This is a genomic window from bacterium (assembly GCA_018830565.1).
GTDB lineage: Bacteria > UBA9089 > JAHJRX01 > JAHJRX01 > JAHJRX01 > JAHJRX01.
In genome coordinates, this window is record JAHJRX010000033.1 from 1 (window position 1) to 26,291 (window position 26,291).

Annotated in this window: 26 protein-coding genes and 1 tRNA gene; all 27 read left to right on the plus strand. The window is 33.2% G+C overall.

Features of this window, described 5'->3' with window-relative positions; translation table 11 throughout:
• Positions 1–379: 379 nt before the first annotated feature.
• On the plus strand, positions 380–904 hold the full coding sequence (raiA, locus tag KJ849_02490; GenBank protein MBU2599429.1) for a ribosome-associated translation inhibitor RaiA: 525 nt from the start codon (positions 380–382) through the stop codon (positions 902–904).
• Between the two features lie 13 nt (positions 905–917).
• Positions 918–1,385: a PTS sugar transporter subunit IIA gene (locus KJ849_02495; GenBank protein MBU2599430.1), complete on the plus strand. Its 468-nt coding sequence runs from the start codon at positions 918–920 to the stop codon at positions 1,383–1,385.
• Between the two features lie 410 nt (positions 1,386–1,795).
• A complete protein-coding gene (hprK, locus tag KJ849_02500) occupies positions 1,796–2,743 on the plus strand; it encodes an HPr(Ser) kinase/phosphatase (protein ID MBU2599431.1) in 948 nt (315 codons plus the stop codon).
• A complete protein-coding gene (rapZ, locus tag KJ849_02505; protein MBU2599432.1) occupies positions 2,740–3,618 on the plus strand; it encodes an RNase adapter RapZ in 879 nt (292 codons plus the stop codon). The genes hprK and rapZ overlap by 4 nt, the downstream gene beginning before the upstream one ends.
• A 5-nt stretch (positions 3,619–3,623) precedes the next feature.
• Positions 3,624–4,691, plus strand: coding sequence for a prephenate dehydratase (gene pheA, locus KJ849_02510; GenBank protein ID MBU2599433.1), 1,068 nt, complete (start codon positions 3,624–3,626; stop codon positions 4,689–4,691).
• 283 nt (positions 4,692–4,974) lie between these two features.
• A complete protein-coding gene (gene aroF / locus KJ849_02515; protein ID MBU2599434.1) occupies positions 4,975–5,991 on the plus strand; it encodes a 3-deoxy-7-phosphoheptulonate synthase in 1,017 nt (338 codons plus the stop codon).
• Position 5,992: 1 nt separating this feature from the next.
• Positions 5,993–6,862: a prephenate dehydrogenase/arogenate dehydrogenase family protein gene (locus KJ849_02520; GenBank protein ID MBU2599435.1), complete on the plus strand. Its 870-nt coding sequence runs from the start codon at positions 5,993–5,995 to the stop codon at positions 6,860–6,862.
• 23 nt (positions 6,863–6,885) lie between these two features.
• Entirely contained in the window at positions 6,886–8,184 is a 1,299-nt protein-coding gene (aroA, locus tag KJ849_02525; GenBank protein MBU2599436.1) for a 3-phosphoshikimate 1-carboxyvinyltransferase, read from the plus strand.
• Positions 8,185–8,208: 24 nt separating this feature from the next.
• On the plus strand, positions 8,209–8,910 hold the full coding sequence (gene cmk, locus KJ849_02530; GenBank protein ID MBU2599437.1) for a (d)CMP kinase: 702 nt from the start codon (positions 8,209–8,211) through the stop codon (positions 8,908–8,910).
• Complete coding sequence (locus KJ849_02535; protein MBU2599438.1) at positions 8,907–9,536, plus strand: 1-acyl-sn-glycerol-3-phosphate acyltransferase; 630 nt, start codon at positions 8,907–8,909, stop codon at positions 9,534–9,536. Before cmk ends, KJ849_02535 begins: the two co-directional genes overlap by 4 nt.
• Positions 9,536–9,655, plus strand: a complete 120-nt coding sequence (locus tag KJ849_02540; protein ID MBU2599439.1) for a hypothetical protein — start codon at positions 9,536–9,538, stop codon at positions 9,653–9,655. The genes KJ849_02535 and KJ849_02540 overlap by 1 nt, the downstream gene beginning before the upstream one ends.
• A gap of 37 nt (positions 9,656–9,692) precedes the next feature.
• Positions 9,693–10,541, plus strand: coding sequence for a 4-hydroxy-3-methylbut-2-enyl diphosphate reductase (locus tag KJ849_02545; GenBank protein ID MBU2599440.1), 849 nt, complete (start codon positions 9,693–9,695; stop codon positions 10,539–10,541).
• A gap of 27 nt (positions 10,542–10,568) precedes the next feature.
• A complete protein-coding gene (locus KJ849_02550; GenBank protein ID MBU2599441.1) occupies positions 10,569–10,736 on the plus strand; it encodes a Trm112 family protein in 168 nt (55 codons plus the stop codon).
• Positions 10,737–11,067: 331 nt separating this feature from the next.
• The gene (rpmG, locus tag KJ849_02555) at positions 11,068–11,220 is read left to right on the plus strand and encodes a 50S ribosomal protein L33 (protein MBU2599442.1); all 153 of its coding nucleotides are present in this window, start codon (positions 11,068–11,070) and stop codon (positions 11,218–11,220) included.
• 48 nt (positions 11,221–11,268) lie between these two features.
• Positions 11,269–11,344: transfer RNA gene (locus KJ849_02560), tRNA-Trp, on the plus strand.
• A 52-nt stretch (positions 11,345–11,396) separates the two neighbouring features.
• Positions 11,397–11,576 (plus strand): preprotein translocase subunit SecE, encoded by a 180-nt coding sequence (gene secE / locus KJ849_02565; protein MBU2599443.1) that lies wholly within the window; start codon positions 11,397–11,399, stop codon positions 11,574–11,576.
• A gap of 192 nt (positions 11,577–11,768) precedes the next feature.
• Positions 11,769–12,308, plus strand: a complete 540-nt coding sequence (nusG, locus tag KJ849_02570; protein MBU2599444.1) for a transcription termination/antitermination protein NusG — start codon at positions 11,769–11,771, stop codon at positions 12,306–12,308.
• A 12-nt stretch (positions 12,309–12,320) separates the two neighbouring features.
• Positions 12,321–12,746: a 50S ribosomal protein L11 gene (gene rplK / locus KJ849_02575; GenBank protein MBU2599445.1), complete on the plus strand. Its 426-nt coding sequence runs from the start codon at positions 12,321–12,323 to the stop codon at positions 12,744–12,746.
• Between the two features lie 18 nt (positions 12,747–12,764).
• The gene (rplA, locus tag KJ849_02580) at positions 12,765–13,472 is read left to right on the plus strand and encodes a 50S ribosomal protein L1 (GenBank protein MBU2599446.1); all 708 of its coding nucleotides are present in this window, start codon (positions 12,765–12,767) and stop codon (positions 13,470–13,472) included.
• 23 nt (positions 13,473–13,495) lie between these two features.
• Positions 13,496–14,029 (plus strand): 50S ribosomal protein L10, encoded by a 534-nt coding sequence (gene rplJ / locus KJ849_02585; GenBank protein MBU2599447.1) that lies wholly within the window; start codon positions 13,496–13,498, stop codon positions 14,027–14,029.
• A gap of 168 nt (positions 14,030–14,197) precedes the next feature.
• Positions 14,198–14,581 carry a 50S ribosomal protein L7/L12 gene (rplL, locus tag KJ849_02590; GenBank protein ID MBU2599448.1) on the plus strand — a complete coding sequence of 128 codons (384 nt, stop codon included), beginning with the start codon at positions 14,198–14,200 and terminating at the stop codon, positions 14,579–14,581.
• Positions 14,582–14,754: 173 nt separating this feature from the next.
• Positions 14,755–18,234: a DNA-directed RNA polymerase subunit beta gene (gene rpoB / locus KJ849_02595; protein MBU2599449.1), complete on the plus strand. Its 3,480-nt coding sequence runs from the start codon at positions 14,755–14,757 to the stop codon at positions 18,232–18,234.
• A gap of 147 nt (positions 18,235–18,381) precedes the next feature.
• Positions 18,382–22,536, plus strand: coding sequence for a DNA-directed RNA polymerase subunit beta' (gene rpoC, locus KJ849_02600; GenBank protein MBU2599450.1), 4,155 nt, complete (start codon positions 18,382–18,384; stop codon positions 22,534–22,536).
• A 372-nt stretch (positions 22,537–22,908) separates the two neighbouring features.
• Entirely contained in the window at positions 22,909–23,340 is a 432-nt protein-coding gene (gene rpsL / locus KJ849_02605; GenBank protein ID MBU2599451.1) for a 30S ribosomal protein S12, read from the plus strand.
• Positions 23,341–23,360: 20 nt separating this feature from the next.
• Positions 23,361–23,831, plus strand: coding sequence for a 30S ribosomal protein S7 (rpsG, locus tag KJ849_02610; protein MBU2599452.1), 471 nt, complete (start codon positions 23,361–23,363; stop codon positions 23,829–23,831).
• Positions 23,832–23,904: 73 nt separating this feature from the next.
• On the plus strand, positions 23,905–25,983 hold the full coding sequence (fusA, locus tag KJ849_02615; protein ID MBU2599453.1) for an elongation factor G: 2,079 nt from the start codon (positions 23,905–23,907) through the stop codon (positions 25,981–25,983).
• Between the two features lie 185 nt (positions 25,984–26,168).
• Positions 26,169–26,291, plus strand: a 123-nt coding sequence (gene tuf / locus KJ849_02620; GenBank protein MBU2599454.1) for an elongation factor Tu, incomplete at its 3' end; no start/stop codon positions are given.

Genomic DNA, 26,291 nt, shown 5'->3' on the forward strand with positions numbered 1-26,291 from the left:
AATCTTGCCCACTCTTTTTTGCTCATTTCGAAAATGTCCTTTTCTTCCATTTCTCCCTCCTTTTTTGAGGGATATTTTACATCCTTAAACAGGACATTTTCATTTTGCCAGATTAGGACATTTTCATTTTGGTATTACACTATTTTTTTGATGTTGTGATTATAATATCAAAATGTTATATTTAACAACTAAATAAAAATTAATTGACAATAAAGTATCGATATGTTAAATCTTATATATAGTTTAAGATTCAGAAGAGAGGTAATTTTAAATAGAAAGTTTGTAGTTAATTAAAAGTTTTTTAATTGATCCTGGTTTTTTAAACTTTGAAATAATTAAAGTTTGAAATAAAATAATTAAAAATAAAAGGAGTTTTATTTTGGAAATAATTGTTACCGGTCGTCATATAGAAATAACAGCAGCTTTAAAAAACTACATAGAGAAAAAATTATCGAAGATTGAGAAATACTTTAAAGATAAGTCCTTAATTGTAAATGTAACACTTTTTATAGAAAGAAGTTGTCACCAAATAGAAGTATCATTGCTTTCCAGTGGGCAAGTAGTTAATGGTAAAGTTTCTTCTAATGATATGTATTTATCTATCGATAAAGTTGTCCTAAAATTAGAAAGCCAACTTAAAAAACAAAAGGAAAAACAAAAGATTAACCTGCCTAATAAAGAAGCTGTCTTAGAAACTTTTTCTTCTCAAGGAGAAGCTACCTGTAGAGTTATAAAAACTAAAAAATTTGCTACTAAACCTATGCCTTTAGATGAAGCCATTATCCAATTAAATCTTAGCAAAGAAGTCTTTTTTGTTTTTTTAAACTCAAAAACAAATCAAGTCAATGTTATTTATCATCGGCGAGATAAAAATTTAGGATTAATAGAGCCAGTTTTTGAGTAATGAGGAGGAAATTATGACTTTAGCTGAAATATTAAATGAAGATGTAATTGAAGTTGCCCTAAAAGCAAAAAATAAAGAAGAAGTCTTGGTAGAAATGGTAGATCTCTTAAAAAAGGGAGGAAAAATTAAAGATAAAGAGGAAATTTTAAGAGTAGTTAAAAGTAGAGAAGAGTTAATGAGTACTGCGATTGGTAATGGCATAGCCATACCTCACGGTCGGTCTAATTGTATAGATAAAGTTGTAGCTGCTTTTGGAAAATCAGAAGAAGGGATAGAAGATTTTAGTAGTTCAGATAAAAAACCTGTTTATTTAATCTTTCTCCTTGTGGTTCCTGAAGATAATTCTGGTATTAATGTAAAAGTTTTAGCTAGAATTTCAAGATTACTCAAACATAATTATTTTCGTGAATTATTAATAAAGACTAAAACATCCCAAGAAGTTTTATCCTTAATAAAAAAAGAAGAGGCCAAGCATTTATAAAGGGATAGACTCAAAATAAGAGCAGACAGAGGATTATGGACACCAAGGATTTTCATTTTAAATTTATCATTACAATTTGCAAATTCCAAATTTGAAATTTAAAATAAGTTTTGTATCTTCCATGATCTTTTTACCTATTCCGAAGTCTATGAGTCTTCGCTACCCACTTATTATAACCCTAATTTATAGCACCTGTTAATTATAGCATTTATTAATGAAAATTTGACATAGAGCAAATTAATTTGAGGGCAAACAAGTTTATCTTTTGTTGCTCGGTATTATTTCCTATGTATCCTATGTCCGGTTTTCGTTAATAACTACTATATTGGGTATAGATCAATCTTACCAAGTTTCGATAACTTGTCTCTCTTGATAAAAACAAGTCAAGTAATTTGTCCAAATTTTCAAATATGGTCGGAATATCTATTGAAGAAATTTTAAATGATTCTAATTCTAACTTAGAATTGGAACTTATAGCTGGTGAAGAAGGGCTAAAAAAGAAGATTGTAGCCACTGATGTCAATAGGCCTGGCTTAGCTTTAACCGGATACTTAAAGTACTTTGAATATAAAAGAGTTCAAGTATTTGGTAAGACAGAAATGTCTTATATTGAAAGCTTCTCTCTTGGAAAAAGGAAGATTTTATTTAATAAATTATTTTCATATAAGATTTTAGCTATTATTACTTGGAGCCAAGAAATTCCAAATGATTTAGTAAAGATAGCTATTAAAAATAAAACTATTATCTTAAGAACAAGTTTGCCCACGAATAAATTTGCTACTCGCTTGGCTATCTACTTAGAAGATAAGTTAGCTCCTTCTACCAGTATTCACGGTGGTCTTTTAGATGTGTTTGGAGTAGGAATAATGATTTTAGGAAAAAGTGGAGCTGGAAAGAGTGAATGTGCTTTAGAATTAATAGAAAGAGGACATCGCTTAATAGCTGATGACATTGTGGATATCAAACGAACAGCCAGCAATGCTTTAATTGGTTATGGGGCTGAGCTGATTAAACATCATATGGAGATAAGAGGCTTAGGAATTATAAACATTAAAAATTTATTTGGCATTGGAGCCATAGAATCTTCAAAAAAGATAGACTTAGTAGTTAATTTAGAAGAATGGAGCGCCACCAAAGAGTATGATCGTTTAGGCTTGGAAGAACCGACCATCTCTATCTTAGGCATAAAGATTCCTCAGATTCTTCTTCCTATTCGGCCAGGAAGAAACATTGCTGTAATTATTGAAGTAGCAGCGATGAATCATCGCTTGAAGGAGATGGGCTACCACTCCGCCGAAGAATTTAATAAAGAACTTTTAAACTGGATTCAAGATTCCTCTCAAAAGACAAAGACATGAAGACAAAATTTATTATTATTACCGGTCTTTCTGGAGCTGGTAAGAGTTTAGTTGTTAAATGCCTTGAAGATTTAAATTTTTTTTGTGTAGATAACTTACCTACTGCTTTAGTCCCTAAGTTTGTAGAGTTATGTGGTAAACCTGAAAGTAAAATTGATAAAATAGTCTTAGTGATAGATATTAGAGAAGGAGAATTTTTAGAAAACTTTTTTGATGTTTTAAATAATTTTAAAACTCAAAATATTACTTACAAGGTTCTCTTTTTAGATGCTTCTAATGAAGTTATTACTAGACGATTTAATGAAACTCGAAGAAGACACCCTTTATTTTTAAAGACAGAAACTTTAATTGAGAGTATTAATAAAGAACGAGAAATACTTCAAAGGATAAGAGAAAGTGCCGATATTATCATTGATACGACTAATCTTACTCCCAACGAACTTCATCATACTCTGAAAAAGGCAATTAGTCCTACTACCAAAGAGACTCTTATTCCTATGAATATAAGCATTGTCTCTTTTGGTTATCGATTTGGAATACCTAATGATGCAGACTTAGTCTTTGATGTAAGGTTTTTACTCAATCCCCATTACATAGAAGAACTAAGTCATCTGACCGGAGATGATCTAAAGGTAAGTGATTTTATCTTAAATCATGATCTTACTAAGATCTTTGTTAAAAAATTTAAAAAGTTTATCTTTTTTTTAATTCCTCAATACATAGAAGAAGGTAAAACTTATCTTACTATAGCTATTGGCTGCACAGGTGGCAGGCATCGTTCAGTGGTGATAGCTAATTTACTTTCTCAAGAAATTTCCAAAAAGAAATATAAGGTAAATTTAATTACTTATCATCGGGATATTTATAAAAAATGAATGAAATGAATGATCTTACTCAATTAAGAAAAGAAATTGACCGGATTGATAGTCAAATTTTGGAATTACTTAACCAAAGACTAAATACAGCTACCTCCATTGGTCAGATTAAAAAAGAAAACGGAATTGACATTTTTAGTCCAGATCGAGAAAATAGGATTATTAAACACCTTATTTCTCAAAATAAGGGTTTATTTTCTAATAAAGCTCTTTCTGCTATCTTTAGTGAAATAATTTCTGCTTCTCGAAATACTGCTTTTTTGGAAAAGATTGCTTACTTAGGCCCAGAAGCTACTTTTACTCATCTGGTAGCTAAGAATAAATTTGGCTCTTCTTCAGAATACCTAAGTTTAGATAGTATTGAAGAAGTTTTCGCCAAGGTAGAAAAAAGAGAAGCTAATTATGGAGTGGTGCCTATTGAAAACTCTAATGAAGGGGTAATAACTAATACTTTAGACATGTTTATAGACTCTGATTTAAAGATATGTGCTGAAATTTACCAAGAAATATCTCATTGCTTGCTTTCCCAAGTAAAATCTATCAAAGAGATTAAGAAAGTCTACTCTCATTCTCAAGCTTTTGCTCAAACTAAGAATTGGCTAAATAGTAACCTTTATTGGGCAGAAAAGATTATCACTTCCAGCACGGCTAAAGCAGCAGAAATTGCCAGCCAAGATAATACTTGCGCGGCCATAGCTAGCACTATTGCGGCTAATATTTACAACTTAAATATCTTAGATAAAGACATAGAAGATCATCTCAGAAATTATACTCGTTTTTTAGTCATTGGCCATACATTATGTGCCCCTACCGATCATGACAAAACCTCCACTCTCTTTTCCATAAAAGATAAGCCCGGAACTTTGCATAGTAGCTTAAAACCATTTTCTAAATATAATATCAATCTCACTAAGATAGAGTCTCGTCCTTCAAAACAAGAAATGTGGAAATATCTATTCTTTGTTGATTTGCAGGGACATGTCGATGATCAAAAAATTAAAAAAGCTCTTTCTGAATTAGAAAAAAATTGTCTGATCTTTAAAGTCTTAGGATCTTACCCAATAGGAAATTGAGTCAACATTCAGGTATCAGCTTTTCTATATGCAATCCATTAATTAAGTTGACATACCTCGTAGGGAAAATCCACCCCCTAACCCCCGCCAGCGGGGGATAAGTTTGTCTCTGTCCGAAAAGAAAGGCAACGAAACAACGGACATCCACGAGGCTGTCCCCCGCTGGCGGGGGTTAGGGGGTGGAAATACAACTATTATGTCAAGTTATTTATCAGATTGCATATAGCACTTATTAACGAAAATTAGACATAGGAAATAATACCAGCAAAAAAGGAGAAATTAATTGATTATTGTATTAAAACCTGGGGCTACTCAAGAGCAAATAGATCATATTGCCGAACGATTAAGTAAAGTAGGTTTAAAACATCATGTTTCTAAAGGATCAGAAAGAACCATTATTGGGGTAATAGGAGATGATCGAATTCTTTCTGCTTATCCTTTAGAAGCTGTTCCTGGCATAGAAAAGGTTTTGCCTATTTTAAAACCTTATAAATTAGCTAGTAGAGATTTTAAACCTGAAAAGACTACCATAAACATAGACAATAAAGTTACTATTGGAGGAGATACCTTAGTAATTATAGGTGGTCCTTGCTCTGTAGAAAGCGAAGAGCAAATTTTATCCGCCGCTAAAGCCGTAAAAGAAGCAGGAGCTCATATCTTAAGAGGAGGAGCTTTTAAGCCTCGTACTTCTCCTTATGACTTTCAGGGGTTAGGAAAAGAAGGCTTAAAATATTTAGCCTCGGCTTCCCAAGAAACAGGATTACCTATTATCACTGAAGTGATGGATCCTCGAGAAGTAGATTTAGTAGTCCAATATGCTTCCATTATCCAAATTGGAGCTCGTAATATGCAAAATTACTCTCTCTTAAAAGAAGTGGGTGCCTGCAAAAAACCTATTCTTCTTAAAAGAGGCCTGAGTGCTACGATTAAAGATTTATTAATGTCCGCTGAATATATTCTCTCTTCTGGGAATCCAGAAGTAATCTTATGCGAAAGAGGTATTCGTACTTTTGTTGAAGTAACTCGTAATACCTTGGACATCTCAGCTGTTCCCGTAATTAAAGAATTAAGCCATCTGCCTATTATTGTTGATCCGAGCCATGCAGGTGGTAATTGGAAATGGGTAGCCCCTTTGTCTAAAGCCAGCGTAGCTGCTGGATGTGACGGTTTGCTGATCGAAGTCCACCCTAATCCAGAAGAAGCATATTCAGATGGAGAACAATCTCTCACTCCCACAAAATTTATAAATCTTATCAATGAATTAAAGCCCTTAGTTAAGCTTATGGGAAAAATAATTTAGAATGATCAAGCAATTAACCATCATTGGTTTAGGATTAATTGGAGGCTCTTTAGGACTGGCTTTAAAAGCTAAGAACAAAAATTTAAAGATTATTGGAGTAGCAAGAAATTCTAACCAGATCGAAAAGGCAGTTAGATTAGGTGTCATTGACCAAGGATTCATAGATCCTAAAAAAGGAGTAGAAGATTCAGATGTTGTGGTCATAGCTACTCCTATAAGGGCTATTGAAAAAGTTGTTTTAGAGATTATTCCTTTTGTAAAACCTTCTTGTGTCATTACTGACACCGGGAGTACTAAGAACGAGATTACAAGTTCTGATAGCCTTTTTTTTTGTCAAAGTATAAATTTTGTAGGAAGTCATCCTATTGCTGGATCTCACCTTTTTGGAATTGAAGCTGCAAAAAAAGACTTATTTGCTCATAAGCCCTGCATTATTACTCCTCTTCCTTCTACTTCTGAAGAGAGTCTAAAACAAATAAAAGAAATTTGGGAGTTAGCCGGAGCTAAAATATATTTTTTAACTCCCTTAGAACACGATGAAATTTTTGCTTTAATTAGCCATCTACCTCATATCTTAGCTTCTGCCTTGATTAATATTACCAATGATTTACAGAAAAAGTTTCCCATTCTTCCTGATATCATAGCCCCAAGCTTTAGAGATATGACCCGCATTGCAGCTAGTAATTCCTATATGTGGAGCGACATAGTTTTAAGTAATGACGAGATGATTTTAAAAAGCATAACTCTATTGAAAGATAAGATTTCTTACTGGGAAAAAATAATTAAAGAAAAAGAAAATATCCAGATAAAAGAAGAATTTTCAAATTCTAAAAAGTGGAAAGAAGAGAATAATGCTCTCGATAACAGTTAAACCCATAAGATGGAAAAAACATCATGCCTTCTATCACAGTTAAACTTATTAAATATTTAAAAGGAAGTATAGATATTCCCGGAGATAAATCTATTACCCATCGAGCTATGATCTTAAGTTCTTTAGCCGATGGAGAAACCTTAATTAAAGATTTTTTAAAGAGCGAGGATTGTTTAAATACTTTATCTGCTTTAAGATTAATGGGCGTTGAGCCTATATTTCAAGATAAAGATCTTTATATTTCTGGAGTTGGGTTAAATGGGCTTAGGGAACCAAAGGAGTTAATAAATTTAGGAAATTCAGGAACGAGCATGAGACTTCTTTTGGGTTTTCTTTCAGCTCAAGGATTTTTTACGGTTCTGACTGGAGATGATTCGCTAAAGAGTAGACCAATGAAGAGAGTAATAGAGCCTCTTTCTTTAATGGGCGGTAAGATATACGGCCGAGATGACAATAATTTTGCTCCTTTAGCTGTGGTTGGTAATCCTAAGCTGAAAGGTATTAATTATAAAGCTCCTTTGGCCAGTGCTCAAGTAAAGTCGGCTGTTTTGTTAGCTGGTTTATATGCTCTTGGTAGCACTTCTTATACTGAACCAATTCCTTCCAGAGATCATTCTGAAAAAATGCTAAGTTATTTTGGGGCAGAGATAAAAAAAGAAGGACTTACTACCACTATTAAAAAAGCTTCTTATTTAAGATCTCCTCAGGTAATAAATATTCCCAGAGATATATCTTCGGCTTCTTTCTTCATCGTTTTAGCTACTTTAATTTCTAATTCTTTTCTTTATATTCCTAATTTAGGTTTAAATCCTAATAGAACTGGTATTTTAGCAGTATTAAGTAAGATGGGAGCATCTATAGAAATTTTAAATTTTCATGAAGAATGTGGAGAGCCAGTAGGAGATCTAAAGATTATAGGCAGTGAGAAATTAAAGAGTGTGACTTTGGATTATGAAATTATTCCCCAAATTATTGATGAAATTCCTATTATTGCCTTAGCTGCTTGCTTAGCCCAAGGAACTACTAAAATTACAGGAGCTTCTGAATTACGAGTAAAAGAATCTGATCGTATTAAGACCACCGTAAGTGAACTTAATAAATTAGGAGCCAAGATTAAAGAATTGGAAGATGGTCTGCTGATCGAAGGAGTAAACTTTCTTGTGGGCAACAAAGTAACTTCTCACGGAGATCATCGAATAGCTATGACCTTAATTATAGCTGGATTGGTTTCAAGGGGAGAGACAACAGTAGAAGACATAGAGTGTCTTAATACTTCTTTTCCTCAATTTACTAAAATCTTATTTGACTTAGTCCAAATTTAAAGAAGATCTTTTGGTAGTAGAAAGATGGTAGATTCTAAGACAAGCTTTAAACAAAAAAATATAATTATTGCTATTGATGGTCCTGCCGCTTCGGGTAAGAGTACTGTTGCTCAAATTATTGCTCAAAAGCTTAATTTTTTGTATATTGATTCTGGAGCAATGTATCGAGCCCTTACTTGGAAAGTTATTCAAAATAATATTGACTTAGATAATCTAAAGAACTTGGAAGAATTCTTAAAAAATACCCATCTTTTCTTAAAAAAAGGTTCTCCTCTTAAGGTATATATCGATGGACAAGACATTACTGATCAAATTAGAGATCCGGTCATTGACCATTGCATTTCCAAAGTAGCTAAAAATAGTGCCTTTAGAAAGGCTATGGTAGAGCTTCAAAGGTCTTATCATCAAGATAATCATATTGCCATGGACGGAAGAGATATTGGCACGGTAGTCTTTCCGTGGGCAGATTTTAAGTTTTACTTAGAAGCTAATTTGGAAATAAGAGCCCAACGAAGGTATCAGGAGCTTATAGCTAAAGGCAAAAAATTAAGTTTAGAAGAAGTAACCAAAGAGATGGAGCATCGAGATCAAGAAGACCTTACCAGGGTTATAGGCCCTTTAAGATGCGCAGAAGATGCTATTAAAGTTAATACTTCAGATTTTTCTATTGATGAAGTATCTTCTTTGGTCTTAAATCATATTCTTAAAAAAGGAATAAATCTTTGAATCCTTTTTATAAACTTACCCATCTTTTCTTAAGAGTTATTTTTAGATTCTTGTTTAACTTAAAGATTACGGGAAGTAAGAATATTCCTAGAAAAGGAGGCGTTTTAATTTTATCTAATCATTCCAGTAATTTAGACCCTCCAATAATAGCAGTTAGTTTGTTTAGAGAAGTTTACTTCTTAGCTAAAGCAGAGCTTTTTAAGTTTAAATTATTAAAAGATATCTTCTCTTCTTTAAACGCCTTTCCTATCAAAAGAAACGCCGTGGATCGACAAGCTCTGGCTAATTGTTTCCAAATCTTAAAAATCCAAAAAGTTTTGCTTTTATTCCCAGAAGGGACGAGAAGTAAAGATGGGAAACTACAACAAGGTCAAGTAGGTGCTGGCATGATTATCGCCAAAGCTAAAAAAGAATTTGGCGCTATTATAATTCCTGCTTATATCAAGGATTCCTTTAAAATGTTACCTTGGGGTAAATACATAATTAAACCTGGTCAGGTTCAAGTAAGATTTGGTCCTTCCATCGAATATTCAGAAGAAATTTTATCTAACTTAAATAAAGAAAGCTACCAGAAGATTATTAACATAACTATGGAAAAGATTAATAATTTAGGAAAGATAGAGTAATGGAGATCATTGTTGCTGAAAATGCTGGGTTTTGTTACGGGGTAAAAAGAGCGATAAATTTAGCTTCTCATTCTGTTTATAGGGCTAACCGTACCTTTACCTTAAGATTATTAACATAATCATGGAAAAGGTTAATAATTTAGGAAAGATAGAGTAATGGAGATCATTGTTGCTGAAAATGCTGGGTTTTGTTACGGGGTAAAGAGAGCGATAAATTTAGCTTCTCATTCTGTTTATAGGGCTAACCGTACCTTTACCTTGGGACCCATTATTCATAATCCTCAAGTAGTAAAAAAGTTAACCGAGTCAGGAATAAAGACGATTGACGATCTAGATCAAATTGACAGGGGAACCATTATCTTTAGATCTCATGGAGTTTCTCCTAAGATATACCAAAAAGCAAAAGAAAAAGGATTGGAGATTATTGATGCTACTTGTCCTAATGTCTCAAAGGTTCAAAAAATTGCCCTTCATCTTAAAAAGAAAGGTTATACTATAATCATCATTGGGGAAAAAGAACATCCTGAAGTAACAAGCATTTTAGAATTAGTAGCTAATAATGTCTTTTGTCTAAACTCTTCAAAAGAAGTTTCTAAGCTTTTTTTAAACACAGACAAGTTAGGAGTAGTGGCTCAAACTACTCAAACTTTAGAAAATTTTAAAAAGATAGTTTACCGGTTAATTTCTCATTTTAAAGAACTAAGAGTCTTTAACACTATTTGTAAATCGGCTTTATCTATGCAAAAATCTTCTCTTCAGTTAGCTAAAAAAGTAGGAGTAATGATTGTCATAGGAGGTTATAATAGCGCTAACACTAGAAGATTAACAGATATATGTAAAAAGGTAAATCACCAGACTTACCATATCGAAGAATCACGTCAGTTAAAGAGTGATTGGATTAAAGATCAAAGAATTATTGGAGTTACTGCTGGCGCTTCTACTCCTTCTTGGATAATTGAAGATGTAGTTAAGAAATTAAAGAGTATAGATAATGAGAACAGATAAATTTTAGTAAAAAGGAGAAAAACAATGATTAGTCCAGAATTACTTGAAATTTTAGCTTGTCCAGTATGTAAAAGCAATATCGTTTATAATGAAGAAGAACAAACTCTTACTTGTGTTTCTTGCCGTAGGAAGTATCCTATTAGAGAGGGGATTCCCGTGATGTTAGAAGAAGAAGCGATGATTAAAGAGGAGTAATTACCTAAATTCCCGTTTTAAGATAATTATTTTCCAAAAAGGCAATGAAGACGCGGGTTTCTTTATTTTTATAGTTATAATTTTGTTATAACTATAACCGGCTTAATCCCCTTTATTTTTAAATAGTTACCTGTTACCAACTTGTAGTTATAAAAATTCGGGAATTTAAGTTAAAAGTGTCTACTTTTAATCTTTAAAGGACATTTCTATTTAACGGAAAACAGGACATTTTCATTTTGCTGTTACATATATAAAATTTTACTTGACAAATTTTTGATTAATGTTATTATATTTTTTTAAAATTAAGTAAATATTAAAATTAAGGTGGAAAATGCCAAGAGATATAGTAATCTTAGCATGTAATGAGTGTAAGAATAGAAATTATTCTACTACTAAAAATAAGAAGAAAAAGACTACTAAGATTGAATTAAAAAAATATTGTAAATTTTGTCGAGGGCATGTTATTCATAAAGAAACTAAATAAATATAATTGTACTACCTCATTAAGTTTCAAAAATCAAACTTCACACTAAGGTCCGTAGCTCAATTGGTAGAGCACCGGACTCCAAATCCGATGGTTGCGGGTTCAAGTCCTGCCGGGCCTGCCATTCTTATAATTTTAACTTGGAGTTTTTATTGTTTAAGGAAGTAAGGAAATTTTTGAAAGAAGTATGGTTAGAAACTATACCTCCTACAGGAAAAGTTTCTTGGCCAGATAGAAAATTAACTATAAATTCTACGCTAATAGTTATTATTTCTGTAATAATTGTAAGTATTTATATTGGTGTGATTGATTTAATCTTAACTAAACTAATGGGTTTAATTGTATTTCCTTCTTAAGTTAAGAAATTACAATACTACTCGAATTCTGGGGAATTTTGAGTAGTATTGTAATTAATGGACAAAACTCCTATTTTCTGGGGAATTTTGAATAGTATTGAATAGTATTGTAATTAATGGTCAAAACTCCTAAGATTTCGAATATTAATTATTTCAAGTAATTTAGATAAATTATTAGTGAGGGTGCTATGTATGGAAAGTAATTTAGGTTGGTATGTTATTCAGGCTTACTCAGGTCACGAAAACAGAGTAAAATCTAACATTGAACAGAGACTGAGAAGCATGAATATGGAAGATAAGGTAAAACAGATCTTAATTCCTACAGAAGAAGTAACAGAAGTAAGACGAGGAAAGAAGGTGCTTTCCACTAAAAAGTTTTTTCCAGGCTATATCTTAATTGAAGTAGGTATGACTGAGGAAGTTTGGCAAGTTATTAAGAATGTTCCTGGAGTGTTTGGATTTGTGGGTATTAAAAATGGACAACCTTTGCCTATTGAGGAAAATGAAGTAGAAGCTATTTTAGAAAATGTTTCTGGAAGAAGTAAGAAGGCTAAGATAAAAGCTCAATTCGAAGAAGGAGAAAGTTTAAGAGTAACTGATGGACCATTTGTTAATTTCTTTGGGACTGTAGCAGAGTTAAGTGTAAATAAAGAGAGAGTAAAATTAATGATTAATGTATTAGGTCGAAGCACTCCAGTAGAGTTGCAGTTTCATCAAGTAGAAAAAATATAAAAGAGGAAAAATATGGCTAAAAAAGTAATGAAAGAAATTAAGTTACAAATTCCAGCTGGAAGAGCCAATCCGGCTCCTCCTATAGGTCCAGCATTAGGGCAACATGGAGTAAATATTATGGAATTTTGTAAAGCCTTTAACGCTCAAACTGCTAATCAAGAAGGTACTATTATTCCAGCAGTAATTAGGATATACGAAGATCGAAGCTTTTCTTTTATATTGAAAACGCCACCCGCTGCTGTTCTTATTAAAAAAGCAGTTAATATTGAAAAAGGCTCTTCCAATCCTAATCGGGAGAAAGTAGCCAAGATTAGCATGGAAGAAATTAAGAAGATTGCAGAAATTAAGAAACCAGATTTAAATGCAGTTAATATAGAAGGAGCTATTAAGCAAATATGTGGAACGGCTAAAAATATGGGTGTAGAGATTGTAGAATAGATAAATAAGGAGATGATTATGGCTTTTAGAGGGAAAAAGTACAAGAAAGCAGTAGAACAAGTAGATAAACAAAAATTTTATAGTCCAAGAGAAGCAACTGAGCTTATCAAGAAAATAGCTTATACTAAATTTGATGAATCATTAGAGGTTGCTGTAAAGCTTGGAGTACAAACTAAACATGCTGATCAACAAGTAAGAAGTACGGTAGTCTTGCCTTATGGCGTTGGCAAAGATGTGAAGATATTAGTTTTTGCTAAGGGTGAAAAAGCAAAAGAAGCTCAAGAGGCAGGGGCGGATTATACAGGAGATCAAGAATACATTGAAAAGATTAAAGAAGGATGGTTGGATTTTGATATAGTTATGGCTACTCCAGATATTATGAAAGAGATTTCTCAGTTAGGTAAGATTTTAGGACCCAGAGGATGCATGCCTAGTCCTAAAACAGGAACCTTGACTTTTGAATTAGCTAAAGCGATTAAAGAATTTAAAGCTGGTAAGATTGAATTTAGAGCTGATAGCTATGGTATAGTTCATGTTCTTTTAGGGAAGATATCTTTTTCTATAGAAAGCCTGATAGAAAATATTAAAGCTTTAATGAAAGCCATTATGCAAGTCAAGCCTTCGGCGGCTAAGGGTCAATATATCAAAGGATTATCTCTTTCTTCCACTATGGGTCCAGGAATTAGAGTTGATTTGGCTGAAGTACGTAAACTTATTGAAGATTAATCTGGTAAAAAGGATAGAAAATTATGAAAAGTTTAAGAGAAAAAGAAACAGTTATTGTTGAAGATTTAAGAAGCAAATTAGGTAAAGCTAATTTAAGTGTTTTAACTGACTTTAAAGGGCTTAATGTCAAGGAAATTACAGAATTACGAAATAAATTGAGAAAAGAAAACATTGAATACAAAGTAGTAAAAAATACTTTAATTAAAAGGGCAGTGCAGGGTATAAATTTGTCTTCTTTAGATAAATATCTTGCTGGACCCACAGCCGTAGCTATTGACTTAAATGAGACTACCTTTTTAGCTAAAGCACTGCTGGATTTTAATAAAGAGTATAAAAAATTAGAGGTAAAAGTAGGAATTTTGCAAGGCCAAGTGATAACTTCTGATAAAGTTAAAGAATTAGCTGATTTACCTTCAAAAGAAGTTTTATTGACAAGATTAGTTACTAATTTAAAATTACCTCTTACCAATTTAGTTAGTGTTCTTTCCTCTCCAATTAAAGGACTATTAGTATGTTTAAAGGCAATTAAAGAACAAAAGGAAAAAGTCAATCCTTAAGGTAATTAAATAAAAGAGAGGGAATGCAGAGGTTGCCATGAAAGGGAAACTGTTTTCCTCTTCATGGGGGTGAGAGCTAAAAAATATGAGTAAGTCCGAGCATTGCTGAGGGTCATTTTGTAATAAAGTTTTTAGATTTAAATAAAATTATTTATTGAGGAGGTTTGTATGCCAGTTGCTACTAAAGAAGAGTTAATAGAAAGTATTTCTAATATGTCTGTTTTAGAGCTTTCGGAACTAGTCAAAGAATTAGAAAATAAGTTTGGAGTTACTGCGGCAATGATGCCAGCTGCTACCGGGCCCACCATTCAAGTATCGGCGGCACCAGCAGTAGAAGAAAAGACAGAATTTGATGTTATTTTAGCTAGTGTTGGAGATAAAAAAATTCAGGTAATTAAGGAAATAAGAGTTGTTACTTCTTTAGGATTAAAAGAAGCTAAGGATGTAGCAGATAACGCTCCTAAGCCAATAAAGGAAAAAGTGAGTAAAAAAGAGGCCGAAGAGATAAAAGCAAGGTTAGAGGCGGTAGGGGCAGTAATTGAGATAAAGTAAAATTAGTAGCTTTAGAAATATAGAAAAGAATAGAGCCAAGTTTTTAATAATTTAAAGTTTTTAATAATTTAAAATTTTAGAAAGATATATTTTAAATTTTGTAAACGTTTAGCAATCAGTGGTCAGCGGGTTAGCTGACAATTTAGTCTAGAGCCCATAATTTAGATACCTGAATGCTTATAATTAAAGATAAAAAGAAAGGAAGAAGCATTTTGCTTAGCTACCAAGAGAAGGTTAAAAAAGTATCTTTTAGTAAAGTTTCAGAAATTATGGAGATCCCAGATTTAGTCTCTATCCAGCGCCAGTCTTATAAGGACTTCTTGCAAATGGGTATTCCTCCAGTAGAGAGAAAAGACCAAGGACTTCAGAGGGTTTTAAGGGAAACTTTTCCGATAGAGGATTTTAATGGAAAGTTAGTTTTAGAATTTGTAGAGTATTATTTTGGAAAGCCTAAATACACAGAACAAGAATGTCGAGAGAAAGACATTACTTGGGCTATTCCTTTTTATCTGAAGTTAAGATTGATTCATAAAAAAACAGGAGAAATTAGAGAACAAGATGTTTTTATGAGGAATATTCCTGTTATGACCAATGGAGGTACTTTTATTATTAATGGAGCTGAAAGAGTTGTAGTTAGTCAGTTACATAGATCTCCTGGAGTATTCTTTGATTATGACAAAGAACTACGATTATATTCAGCTAAGATTGTGCCTTATCGGGGTGTTTGGGTAGAGTTTGAAATAAGTGCTAATAATGTTATGTATCTTCGTCTTGCTCGAAAAAAGAAGGTATTAGCTAGTTTAATTTTAAGAGCATTAGGTTATGAAACAAATGAAGAGATTATCTCTTTATTTTATCAAAGCAAGAAAGTTTCTTTAAAAGAAGAAATAAACTTAACCTCAGTTCGCTTGGCCGAAAATATTATAGATAAAAAAGCAGAAAAAATATTAGCTTTTACCGGACAAAAATTAGATAAAAAGGCTTTAGAGATTATTAAAGATAGTGGTATAGAAGAGATCTCTATTATTGATTTAGACAAAATAGGTAGTTCGCTTCTTGGTGCTTTAGAGAGAGATGAAACAAAGAATAAAGAAGAAGCCTCAATTAAAATTTATAACTTAATAAGAACAGGAGAGGCATCAGTGGCTACAGAAAATGCCCAATTATCTTTTAATAGACTGTTCTTTGATCCAGATAGATATAATTTAGGAAAAGTAGGAAGGTATAAGACTAATCAAAGACTAAATTTAGATATTCCGGTAGAGACTACTGTCTTAACTAAAGAAGATATCATAGAAACTATCAGAGGTTTAATGAAACTTTCTGCCGAACAAGCAGAAGGTGATGATATTGATCATTTAGGCAATAGAAGAGTTAGGTCTATTGGAGAGTTATTAGAGAATCAGCTTCGAGTAGGATTTGCCCGATTAGAAAGAGGAGTAAGAGAGAGAATGACTATTCAGGATGTAGAGACTATGACTCCTCAATCAGTAATAAGTATTAAACCTATTTCTGCGTCTATCAATGAATTTTTTGGATCTAGTCAGTTATCCCAGTTCATGGACCAAACTAATCCTTTAGCTGGCCTTACTCATAAAAGACGTTTAAGTGCATTAGGTCAAGGAGGTCTAAGTAAAGAAAGAGCTGGTTTTGAAGTAAGAGATGTCCATTATACTCATTATGGTCGAATTTGTCCCATTGAAACTCCTGAGGGGCCTAACATTGGTTTAATTGTTTCTTTGGCTACTTATGCCAAAACAAATGAATATGGTTTTATTGAATCTCCTTATCGAGTAGTTAAAAATGGAAGAATCCTAAATGAAATTAAATATCTTTTTGCTACCGAGGAAGACAAGTATTATATTGCTACTACCGGTATCAAGATTGATAAAGATGGTTATTTAATAGATGAACAAATTCCAGTGAGACATCAAGGAGAGTTTTCTATCATTCCAAGAGAAAAGGTAGATTTTATAGATGTTTCTTTTAGGCAATTAGTAAGTATAGCTACTAATTTAATTCCTTTTTTAGAACATAACGATGCTAATAGAGCTTTAATGGGATCTAATATGCAAAGGCAAGCTGTTTCTTTGCTTTATCCTGAAGTTCCTTGTGTGGCTACAGGCATAGAAGAAAAAATAGCCAAAGATTCAGGTGCTTGTGTAGTAAGCGAAGTTTCTGGAATGGTAACTAAGGTTTCTGGAAACAAGATAGAGATCACGGATGATAAAGGGGAGGCTTTTGGTTATGAGCTTTTTAAATATAAAAGATCTAATCAGACTACTTGTATTAATCAACATCCTTTGGTAAAAGCAGGAGAAAGGGTGGAAAAAGGAGATATTATTGGGGATGGGATGTCTACTAAATATGGACAACTTTCTTTAGGAAAAAATCTTTTAGTAGCTTTCATGTCATGGGGAGGATATAATTTTGAAGATGCTATTTTAATAAGTGAAAGACTATTAAAAGATGATGTTTATACTTCTATTCATATTGAAAAATTTGAGGTGGAAGCAAGAGATACTCAGTTAGGGCCGGAGTCCATAACTCGGGATATTCCTAACTTAGGAGAAGGAGCGTTAGCTAATTTAGATAAGGATGGAATAATAAAGATTGGGACAAAAGTAAAGCCAGGAAGTATTTTAGCAGGAAAAGTAACTCCAAAAGGAGAGGCTGGGCTTTCTCCTGAATATAAACTTCTTTATTCTATTTTTGGAGAAAAAGCAAGAGAAGTAAGAGATACTTCTTTGCGGGTGCCTTACGGTATCGAAGGTACGGTTATAGACGTAAAAGTTTTTTCTCAACGTAAGGGAGATGATTTATCTCCAGGAGTAGAAAAGTTAGTTAAAGTATATGTAGCCATGAAAAGAAAGATTACGGTTGGGGATAAAATGGCTGGTCGACATGGCAATAAAGGAGTGATTTCTAAAATATTACCTATAGAAGACATGCCTTTTTTAAAAGATGGAACTCCGGTAGATATTGTCTTAAATTCTCTTTCTGTGCCTTCGCGAATGAATTTAGGACAAGTTTTAGAAACTCATTTAGGATGGGCAGCTCATGTTTTAGGAATTCAAGCAATTACCCCGGTGTTTTACGGGGCTTCCGAAGATGATATCAAGGAGTACTTGAAAAAGGCTAACTTGCCTGAAAATGGAAAGGTTGAATTATACGATGGAAGAACCGGAGAGCCATTTGATCAAAAAGTTACAGTGGGTTATATTTACATAATGAAATTAGCTCATTTAGCGGAAGATAAAATTCATGCTCGTTCTACTGGTCCGTATTCTTTAGTTACTCAACAACCTTTAGGGGGCAAGGCTCAATTTGGCGGACAAAGATTAGGAGAAATGGAAGTATGGGCTTTAGAGGCATATGGGGCAGCTTATTGCTTGCAGGAGTTATTAACTGTAAAATCTGATGATATTACTGGAAGAGCCAAAGCTTATGAAGCTATTGTCAAAGGAGAAATTTCTAAAAAATCTGGGATACCAGAGTCGTTTAATGTCTTAGTCCATGAACTTCAGGGGTTGGCTTTAAATGTTCAAGTAGTTAATGAAAATGGAAGTTTAATGGATGTAAATAAATTAACTAAAGAAGAATTTGTGAATAAGAATTTAATGGCTGCTCAAAAACTGTTAGGGAAAAAGTAAAGAATATTGGAGGAAATTTTGATAAGTAACGATACTATAGAGCAAGAAAGTATTTTACCACCAGAAAATACCTTTCAGAAAGGAATTGAGGAAGTAAATATCGAAAAAGCACTCGATATAGAAAATGAGGCAGAGTTTGAAAAGTTTATAGGTATCAGCCTCAAAGTAGCTTCTCCTAAAGATATTCTTTCTTGGTCTTATGGTGAAGTAAAAAAACCAGAAACTATAAATTATAGGACCTTTAGACCAGAACGAGGAGGTCTTTTTTGTGAAAAGATTTTTGGTCCTACTCGGGATTGGGAATGTTTTTGTGGAAAGTTTAAGAGTATTAGATATAAAGGGGTGATTTGCGATCGCTGTGGAGTAGAAGTGACTCGAAGTGATGTGCGAAGAAGGAGATTGGGTCATATAAGCTTAGTAGCTCCGGTGGCTCATATTTGGTTTGTAAAAAGAGTCCCCAGCCAAATGGCTCTGCTTTTAAACATCTCGGTAAAAGACTTAGAAAGAGTTATTTATTTCGAAGTGTATATAGTGATCGATCCAGGCAAGACTAATCTTAAAAAGATGCAACTTTTGACCAGAGAAGAATATTATGAGGCTAAAAAATTACATAAATCTTCTTTTGTCTGCGATAGTGGAGCTCAAGCAATTAAGGAACTTCTAAGAAGTATAAATCTACCTCAGATGGCTAAAGAGTTAAAAGAAGAAACAAGAGAAGAGGTTTCTTTGCAGAAAAAGAAAAAACTCATTAAAAAACTAGGGGTAGTTGAAGCATTTATAAGTTCAGAAAATAAACCCGAATGGATGATTTTAGAAGTTCTTCCTGTAATTCCTCCAGAACTTCGACCTATGGTTCAATTAGATGGAGGACGTTTTGCTACCTCTGATTTAAATGATTTATATCGAAGGGTAATTAATCGTAATAATCGATTAGGTCGGCTGATGGAGCTAAAAGCACCAGAAATAATTATTAAAAATGAAAAAAGAATGCTTCAAGAATCAGTGGATGCTTTATTTGATAATGGTCGTAGAGGGAAAGCAGTTAAAGGAGCCGGGAGTCGTCCCTTAAAGTCACTTTCAGATATTTTAAGAGGTAAGCAAGGAAGATTTCGCCAAAATCTTTTGGGAAAAAGAGTGGACTATTCTGGCCGTTCTGTAATTGTAGTAGGGCCTGAATTAAAATTTCATCAGTGTGGATTGCCTAAAAAGATGGCTTTAGAACTTTTTAAACCTTTTATTATCGAGAGATTAGTAAGTAATAAAGTTGTCCATAATATCAAAAGTGCAAAAAAGATAGTTGAAGAAAGCGATCCTGAAGTATGGAAAATCTTAGAAGATGTGGTTGGGGAGTGCTATGTTTTACTAAATCGGGCACCTACCTTACATCGAGCTGGTATTGAAGCTTTTGAACCTGTTTTAATAGAAGGTGAAGCGATCAAGATTCATCCTTTAGTTTGTGCGGCATTTAATGCTGACTTTGATGGAGATCAGATGGCGGTTCATGTCCCTTTATCTATGGAAGCTCAATTAGAAGCAAAGTTATTAATGCTCTCCCCTTTTAGTATTTTATCTCCAGCCAATGGGAGACCTTTAGCTACTCCTTCTCAGGATATGGTTTTAGGATGTTACTATCTTACTAAGAAGATCGAAACTAATAAAGACTTAAAATATTTTGTGGATGAAAATGAAGTTTTATTGGCTTACGACTTTAAAGATATCACTTTACATGAATCAATTAAAGTCAGAATTAAAGATAAATTAACAGAGACTACCCCTGGAAGGTTAATTTTTAATAGCATCTTGCCAGAAGGAATGGAATATGTAGAAAAAGAGATAACAAAAAAAGAATTAGAAAAGATTGTTTCTGAGTGCTATCAAAGATTTGGGATAGAAGTTACGGTAGAACTTCTAGATAATCTTAAAGATTTAGGTTTTAAATTTATAAATAAATCAGGTTCTTCTATTGGTATTGATGATATAAAGGTTCCTAAAGCTAAAGAAGCTTTATTAGAAGCCAGTAAGAGAGAAGTAGAGGAAGTTATAAAAGAATATCAAAATGGAGTTATTACCAGTGAAGAAAGATATAATAAAGTCGTTGATTTGTGGACTCGGGTGGGAGAAGAAGTAGCTGATAGTATGTATAAAGAATTAGAAAAGGATCAAGGTGGATTTAACCCTGTTTATATGATGATTGCTTCAGGGGCACGAGGCAGTAAGCAACAAGTACGACAGTTAGCTGGCATGAGAGGTCTGATGGCTAAACCTTCGGGTGAAATTATTGAACTACCCATTACTTCTAACTTTAGAGAAGGGTTGGATGTGTTAGAATATTTTATTTCTACTCATGGTGCTCGAAAGGGATTAGCTGATACTGCGCTTAAAACGGCTGATGCTGGATACTTAACTCGTCGTTTGGTAGATGTAGCCCAAGATGCAATTATCACTGAAGAAGATTGTGGTACTATTAATGGGATTTTTGTTGCCGCCATTAAAGAAGGAGACGAAGTTATTGAATCTCTCTCAGATCGGATTTTAGGGAGAATTGCTTTGGAAGATATTGTAGATCCTATGAGTGGAGAGGTATTAATTAAATCAGGAGAAGAAATTAATGAAGAGATTGTTAAAGCCATAGGAGAAGCTGAAATAGAAAAAGTGCTTATTCGAACCTTATTAACTTGTGAATCAGAAAGAGGGGCATGTGCTAAATGTTACGGTCGAAATTTAGCTACCGGAAAGCTAATAAATATTGGAGAAGCGGTAGGAGTTATAGCTGCTCAAAGTATAGGGGAACCTGGAACTCAGCTTACCATGCGGACTTTTCATATTGGAGGAACAGCTTATAGAAAAGCAGAAGAAAAAGAGATAAAATTAAATTATGGAGTGGAAGTTGTTGATTTGCCAAAATATATTATAAAAATTAGCGAAGGAAGATTTATTGTTTCAAGGGAAGGCAATTTAACTATCAGAAAGGTATTAAAAGAATATCTTCTTCCTTCTAATGCTGAGTTAAAAGTATTTGATGGGCTTTGGGTAAACAAAGGAGATATACTTTATGAGTTAAATGGAAGAATTATTAATTCTGAAATAAATGGGATGGTGCGTTTTAGCGAAGAAGGAAAGATGTTTATTATGGCTAAAGATCGCCTGATTACTCTTAAAGCGGGAGTTTCTTTATTTGTAAATAAAAGTAGTTTTGTTAAGGCAGGTACAGTAATTGCTGAATTTGATCCTTATAATGAACCTATCTTAACTGAATATAGCGGTAAAGTAGTATATCGAGATATAACCAAGGAAAGGACTATTAGAGAAGAGTTAGACGAAAATACGGGATTATTTAAAAAAGTAGTTATTAAAGACCGAGAAGGAGAGCTTCAACCTAATATATTAATTGAAGGAGACGATGGAAAAGAAGTGGCGGTATACTTAATGCCCCATGGAGCTCAGATCATCGCTAGTGAAGGAGATAGGATTTTAGCAGGAGAAACTTTAGCTAAGTTTCCTCAAGAACTTAGTCGGACAAAAGATATTACGGGAGGCCTTCCTCGAATAGCTGAGTTATTTGAAGCCAGACATCCTAAAGAAGCGGCGATAGTTTCTGAGATTGACGGTGTAGTAGAATTTAGAGAAATTAGTAGAGGATGTAGAAACATCGGGGTAGTTAGCGAAACAGGGACAGAAAGAGTTTATTCTATTCCTCTGGGTAAACACCTAAGAGTACATAATGGAGATTTTATCTCAGCAGGAGAAGCATTTATTGATGGTCCGATCGATTCTCATGATATTTTAAGAATTAAAGGAGAAAAGAGCTTACAAGAATATTTAGTCAATGAAGTTCAAGAGATTTACCGTTTACAAGGAGTCGATATTAATGACAAGCATATTGAGATAATAATAAGACAGATGTTAGGAAAAGTAGAGATAACTGATTCTGGAGATACTGATTTCTTAACCGGAGAACAAGTAAGTAAGGTAACTTTTAAGAAGATTAATAAGGAATGCATAGAAAAAGAGTTAAGACCGGCTCAAGGTAAGGCAATTTTATTAGGAGTTACTAAAGCTTCTTTAGCTACAGAAAGTTTTATTTCAGCAGCTTCTTTCCAGGAAACCACTAAAATTTTAACAGAATCGGCAATAAAGGGAAAGATAGATTATTTAAAAGGATTAAAAGAGAATGTGATTATTGGAAGTTTAGTTCCTGTTGGGACTGGATTTATAAGAGATAAAAATGTAAAGATTATCATAAAGAAAGAAGAGTCTAAGGAAGAAGAATCTAATATATCCTCAAGTAAAATAGATTTGTGAAAAAATATTACTTGAAATCCCAGATTAAATTTTTGCAAACTAATTTTGCTTGGGTAGCTTGGGTACAAAGGCTAACTAAATTTAAGTGTTGATATTTTTATCTTTTGGCATAAAAAATGTCTTGACAAAATGTTTAAGTAATGTTAAATTTTACCTTTCTTAAGGGATATAAGGGATAACTTTAAAAATTATAAAGTTATGATCAGGAGGGTTAATAAAGGGCAGAAAACCAGTTACTTTAAGTAAAAGTATAGGGTTTCAAAAGCAGCTTTAAGCTGTTTTTTTGTTTCTTATGAAGAAAGTTTCTTATTAGGGAAAGATTGATCGATACATTGATCGATACTTGAATGTTTACAAAGTTAAGGAGAGGTAATGCCTACTATCAACCAGTTAGTTAAAAGAGGAAGGAAGTCGTTAAAGAAGAAGAGAGAATCTTTAGCTTTAGCTGGTTCCCCTCAAAGAAAAGGAGTTTGCACCAGGGTTTATACAAGTACCCCTAAAAAACCTAATTCTGCTCTAAGAAAAGTAGCCAGGGTTAGATTAACTAGCGGCTTTGAAGCTACAGCTTATATTCCTGGAATTGGTCATAATTTGCAAGAACATTCAGTGGTTTTAATCAGAGGAGGAAGAGTAAAGGATTTACCAGGAGTACGTTATCATGTAATTAGAGGAGTTTTAGATACCTTGGGAGTAGCAAATCGTAAAAAAGCTCGTTCTAAGTATGGTGCCAAGCGACCAAAGATAGAATCAAAAACAGGATTAAAATCAAAAACAGAATCAAAATCAAAAACAGAAAAAAAATAAGATAGTAGGAAAGAAGTTTTATGGCTAGAAAAAAGTTTGTTAAAAAAAGAGAGATTAAGGTAGATTTAGTCTATAGTAGTATTTTAGCTGCTAGGTTTATCAATAATATTATGAAGTGCGGGAAAAAAAGTGTAGCTGAGAAAATATTTTATGATTCTTTAGAGATTATTCAAAAGAGAATAAAAAAACCAGGATTTGAGGTTTTTGAAAAAGCTATAGATAATGTAAAACCTTATTTAGCTGTAAAATCTCGTCGTGTCGGAGGAGCTACTTATCAAGTGCCAGTGGAAGTTCCAGAAGCTCGAAGAACTACTTTAGCTGGTAAATGGATAATAAATTTCGCTAGAACCTCTAAAGGAAAAAGCATGAAAGAACAATTAGCGAATGAATTAATTAATGCTTATAACGGTACGGGATTAGCTATCAAAAAGAGAGATGATACTCATAAGATGGCTGAAGCCAACAAAGCTTTTGCTCATTACCGTTGGTAATTTTATAGCAAAGGGGATGATAAAAAAGGTGGAATTTTCTTTCTTTTAAAAAGAAGATCCAGATGTTAAAAAGATGTCGTTAAAAAATATTCGTAATATAGGAATTATAGCTCATATTGATGCTGGTAAGACTACCACTACTGAACGGATCTTATTTTATACCGGTAAAGTTTATAAGATTGGAGAAGTTGATGAAGGTAGCACTACCATGGATTGGATGGAGCAAGAACAAGAGCGAGGAATTACCATTACTTCTGCAGCTACTACTTGCTTTTGGAGAGAATGCCAAATAAATATAATAGATACTCCTGGTCATGTAGATTTTACGGCTGAAGTAGAAAGGTCTTTAAGGGTATTAGATGGAGCAATAGCTCTTTTTTGCTCCGTAGGAAGAGTAGAGCCTCAATCCGAAACGGTTTGGTATCAAGCAGATAAATATAAAGTTCCTAGGATTGCCTTTATAAATAAGATGGATAAAGTAGGAGCAGATTTTAAAGGAACGGTAGATATGATTTGTCAAAGGTTAGGAACAAATGCGGTTCCTATTCAAATTCCTTTAGGTAAAGAGGAAAACTTCAAAGGAATAATTAATTTAGTTAATATGAAAGCACGAGTTTGGGAAGATGAAGAAAAAGGAATTAGATTTAAAGATATAGAAATTCCTTTAGAATTTTTAGAAGAAGCTACTCTTTTTAGAGGAAAATTGATAGAAAATTTAGCGGAATATGACGAATTAATTATGAAGAAGTATATTGACAATGAAGAAGTAAAAGAAGAAGAGTTGGGTTTAGTTTTACGTCAAGCCACCATAAGTAATTATTTAGTTCCAGTTCTTTGTGGAGCTTCCTTCAGAAATAAAGGAGTTCAATCTTTAATAGATGCGGCAGTGGATTACTTACCTTCTCCGAAAGATATTTCTACGGTAGAAGGAACTCTTTTAACTACAGGGGAAAAAGTAGTTTGCAAAAATACAATTGATGAACCTCTGGCTGCTTTAATTTTTAAGATTGTAAGTGATAAATTTATAGATAATTTAGCTTATGCCAGAGTGTATTCCGGAACAATAAAGGCAGGAAGTTATGTTTATAATTCTACCAAAGGAAAGAAGAATCGTATTGGTAGAATATTACGAATGCATGCTAATAAAAGAGAAGACTACAAAGAAGTAAGGGCGGGAGATATTGGAGCAATTATTGGACTTGAAAATGTGACTACAGGAGATACCTTATGTAGCGAAGAATATCCTGTTGTTTTAGAGGCTATTAAATTTCCTCAGCCAGTAATTTCATTAGCCATAGAGCCTAAGACCAAAGAAGATCAAGAAAAATTATCTTTAGTCTTAAATAAGCTTTCTATAGAAGACCCAACCTTTAAATATCACGCCGATAGCGAAACAGGACAAACTATAATTTCTGGAATGGGTGAGCTTCACTTAGAAATTATTACCGATCGGATGACTCGTGAGTTTAATGTAGGAGTAACTGTTGGAAAACCCCAAGTTTCTTATAGAGAAACTATTAAAAAGGAAGCCAAAGGTGAAGGAAAATACATAAAACAAAGTGGGGGACGAGGTCAATACGGGCATATTATTATCAAGGTAGAGCCTTTCTTAGAAGGTCAAAAGTCAGAAAGTCAAGAAATAGAAATAGAGAGTAAAATAGTAGGGGGGGCTGTACCGAAAGAATATATTCAAGCCATAAAAAAAGGGATTGTAGAATCTACAGAACATGGAGTTTTGGCTGGCTACCCTTTAATAGGCATTAAAGTAACTTTATTAGATGGTTCTTACCATGAGGTTGACTCTTCAGAGTTAGCCTTTAAAATAGCTAGTTCTATGGCTTTAAAAGAAGCAGTCTTAAAAGGAGAGTTGATTCTGTTAGAACCATTAATGAAATTAGAGATTATTACACCAAAAGAGTATATGGGAGATGTTATAGCCGATATTAGCTCTAAAAGAGGAAGTATCTTAGAGATTATTAGCAAAAGAGATAGGCAAGTAATAAATACTACAGCTCCTTTAGCTGAGATGTTTGGATACGCTACCACTTTACGTTCTTTAACTCAAGGTAGAGGAACTTATAATATGGAGTTTTTTAAGTTTTCAGAAGTACCTAAAAATATTATGGAGAATGTTTTAAAAGGAGGTAAGTAATACTTAGATCGCAAAGATAGAGTAGTTATTAACAAAAACTAGACCCAAGAAATAATACTGAATAATAAAAGATAAATTTGTTGGCACTTAAATTAATTTGCCCTAGGTCAAGTTTTTATTAATAGGTGTTCTAATATAAATTTGTTAATAAGAGTAATTTAATATTTTTTTTGGAGGTAATCCTTATGGCTAAGAAAAAATTTGAAAGAACTAAACCCCATCTTAATGTGGGAACAATTGGACATATCGATCATGGTAAAACTACCCTCACTTCTACCATCACTAATATCCTATCTAAAAAAGGATTA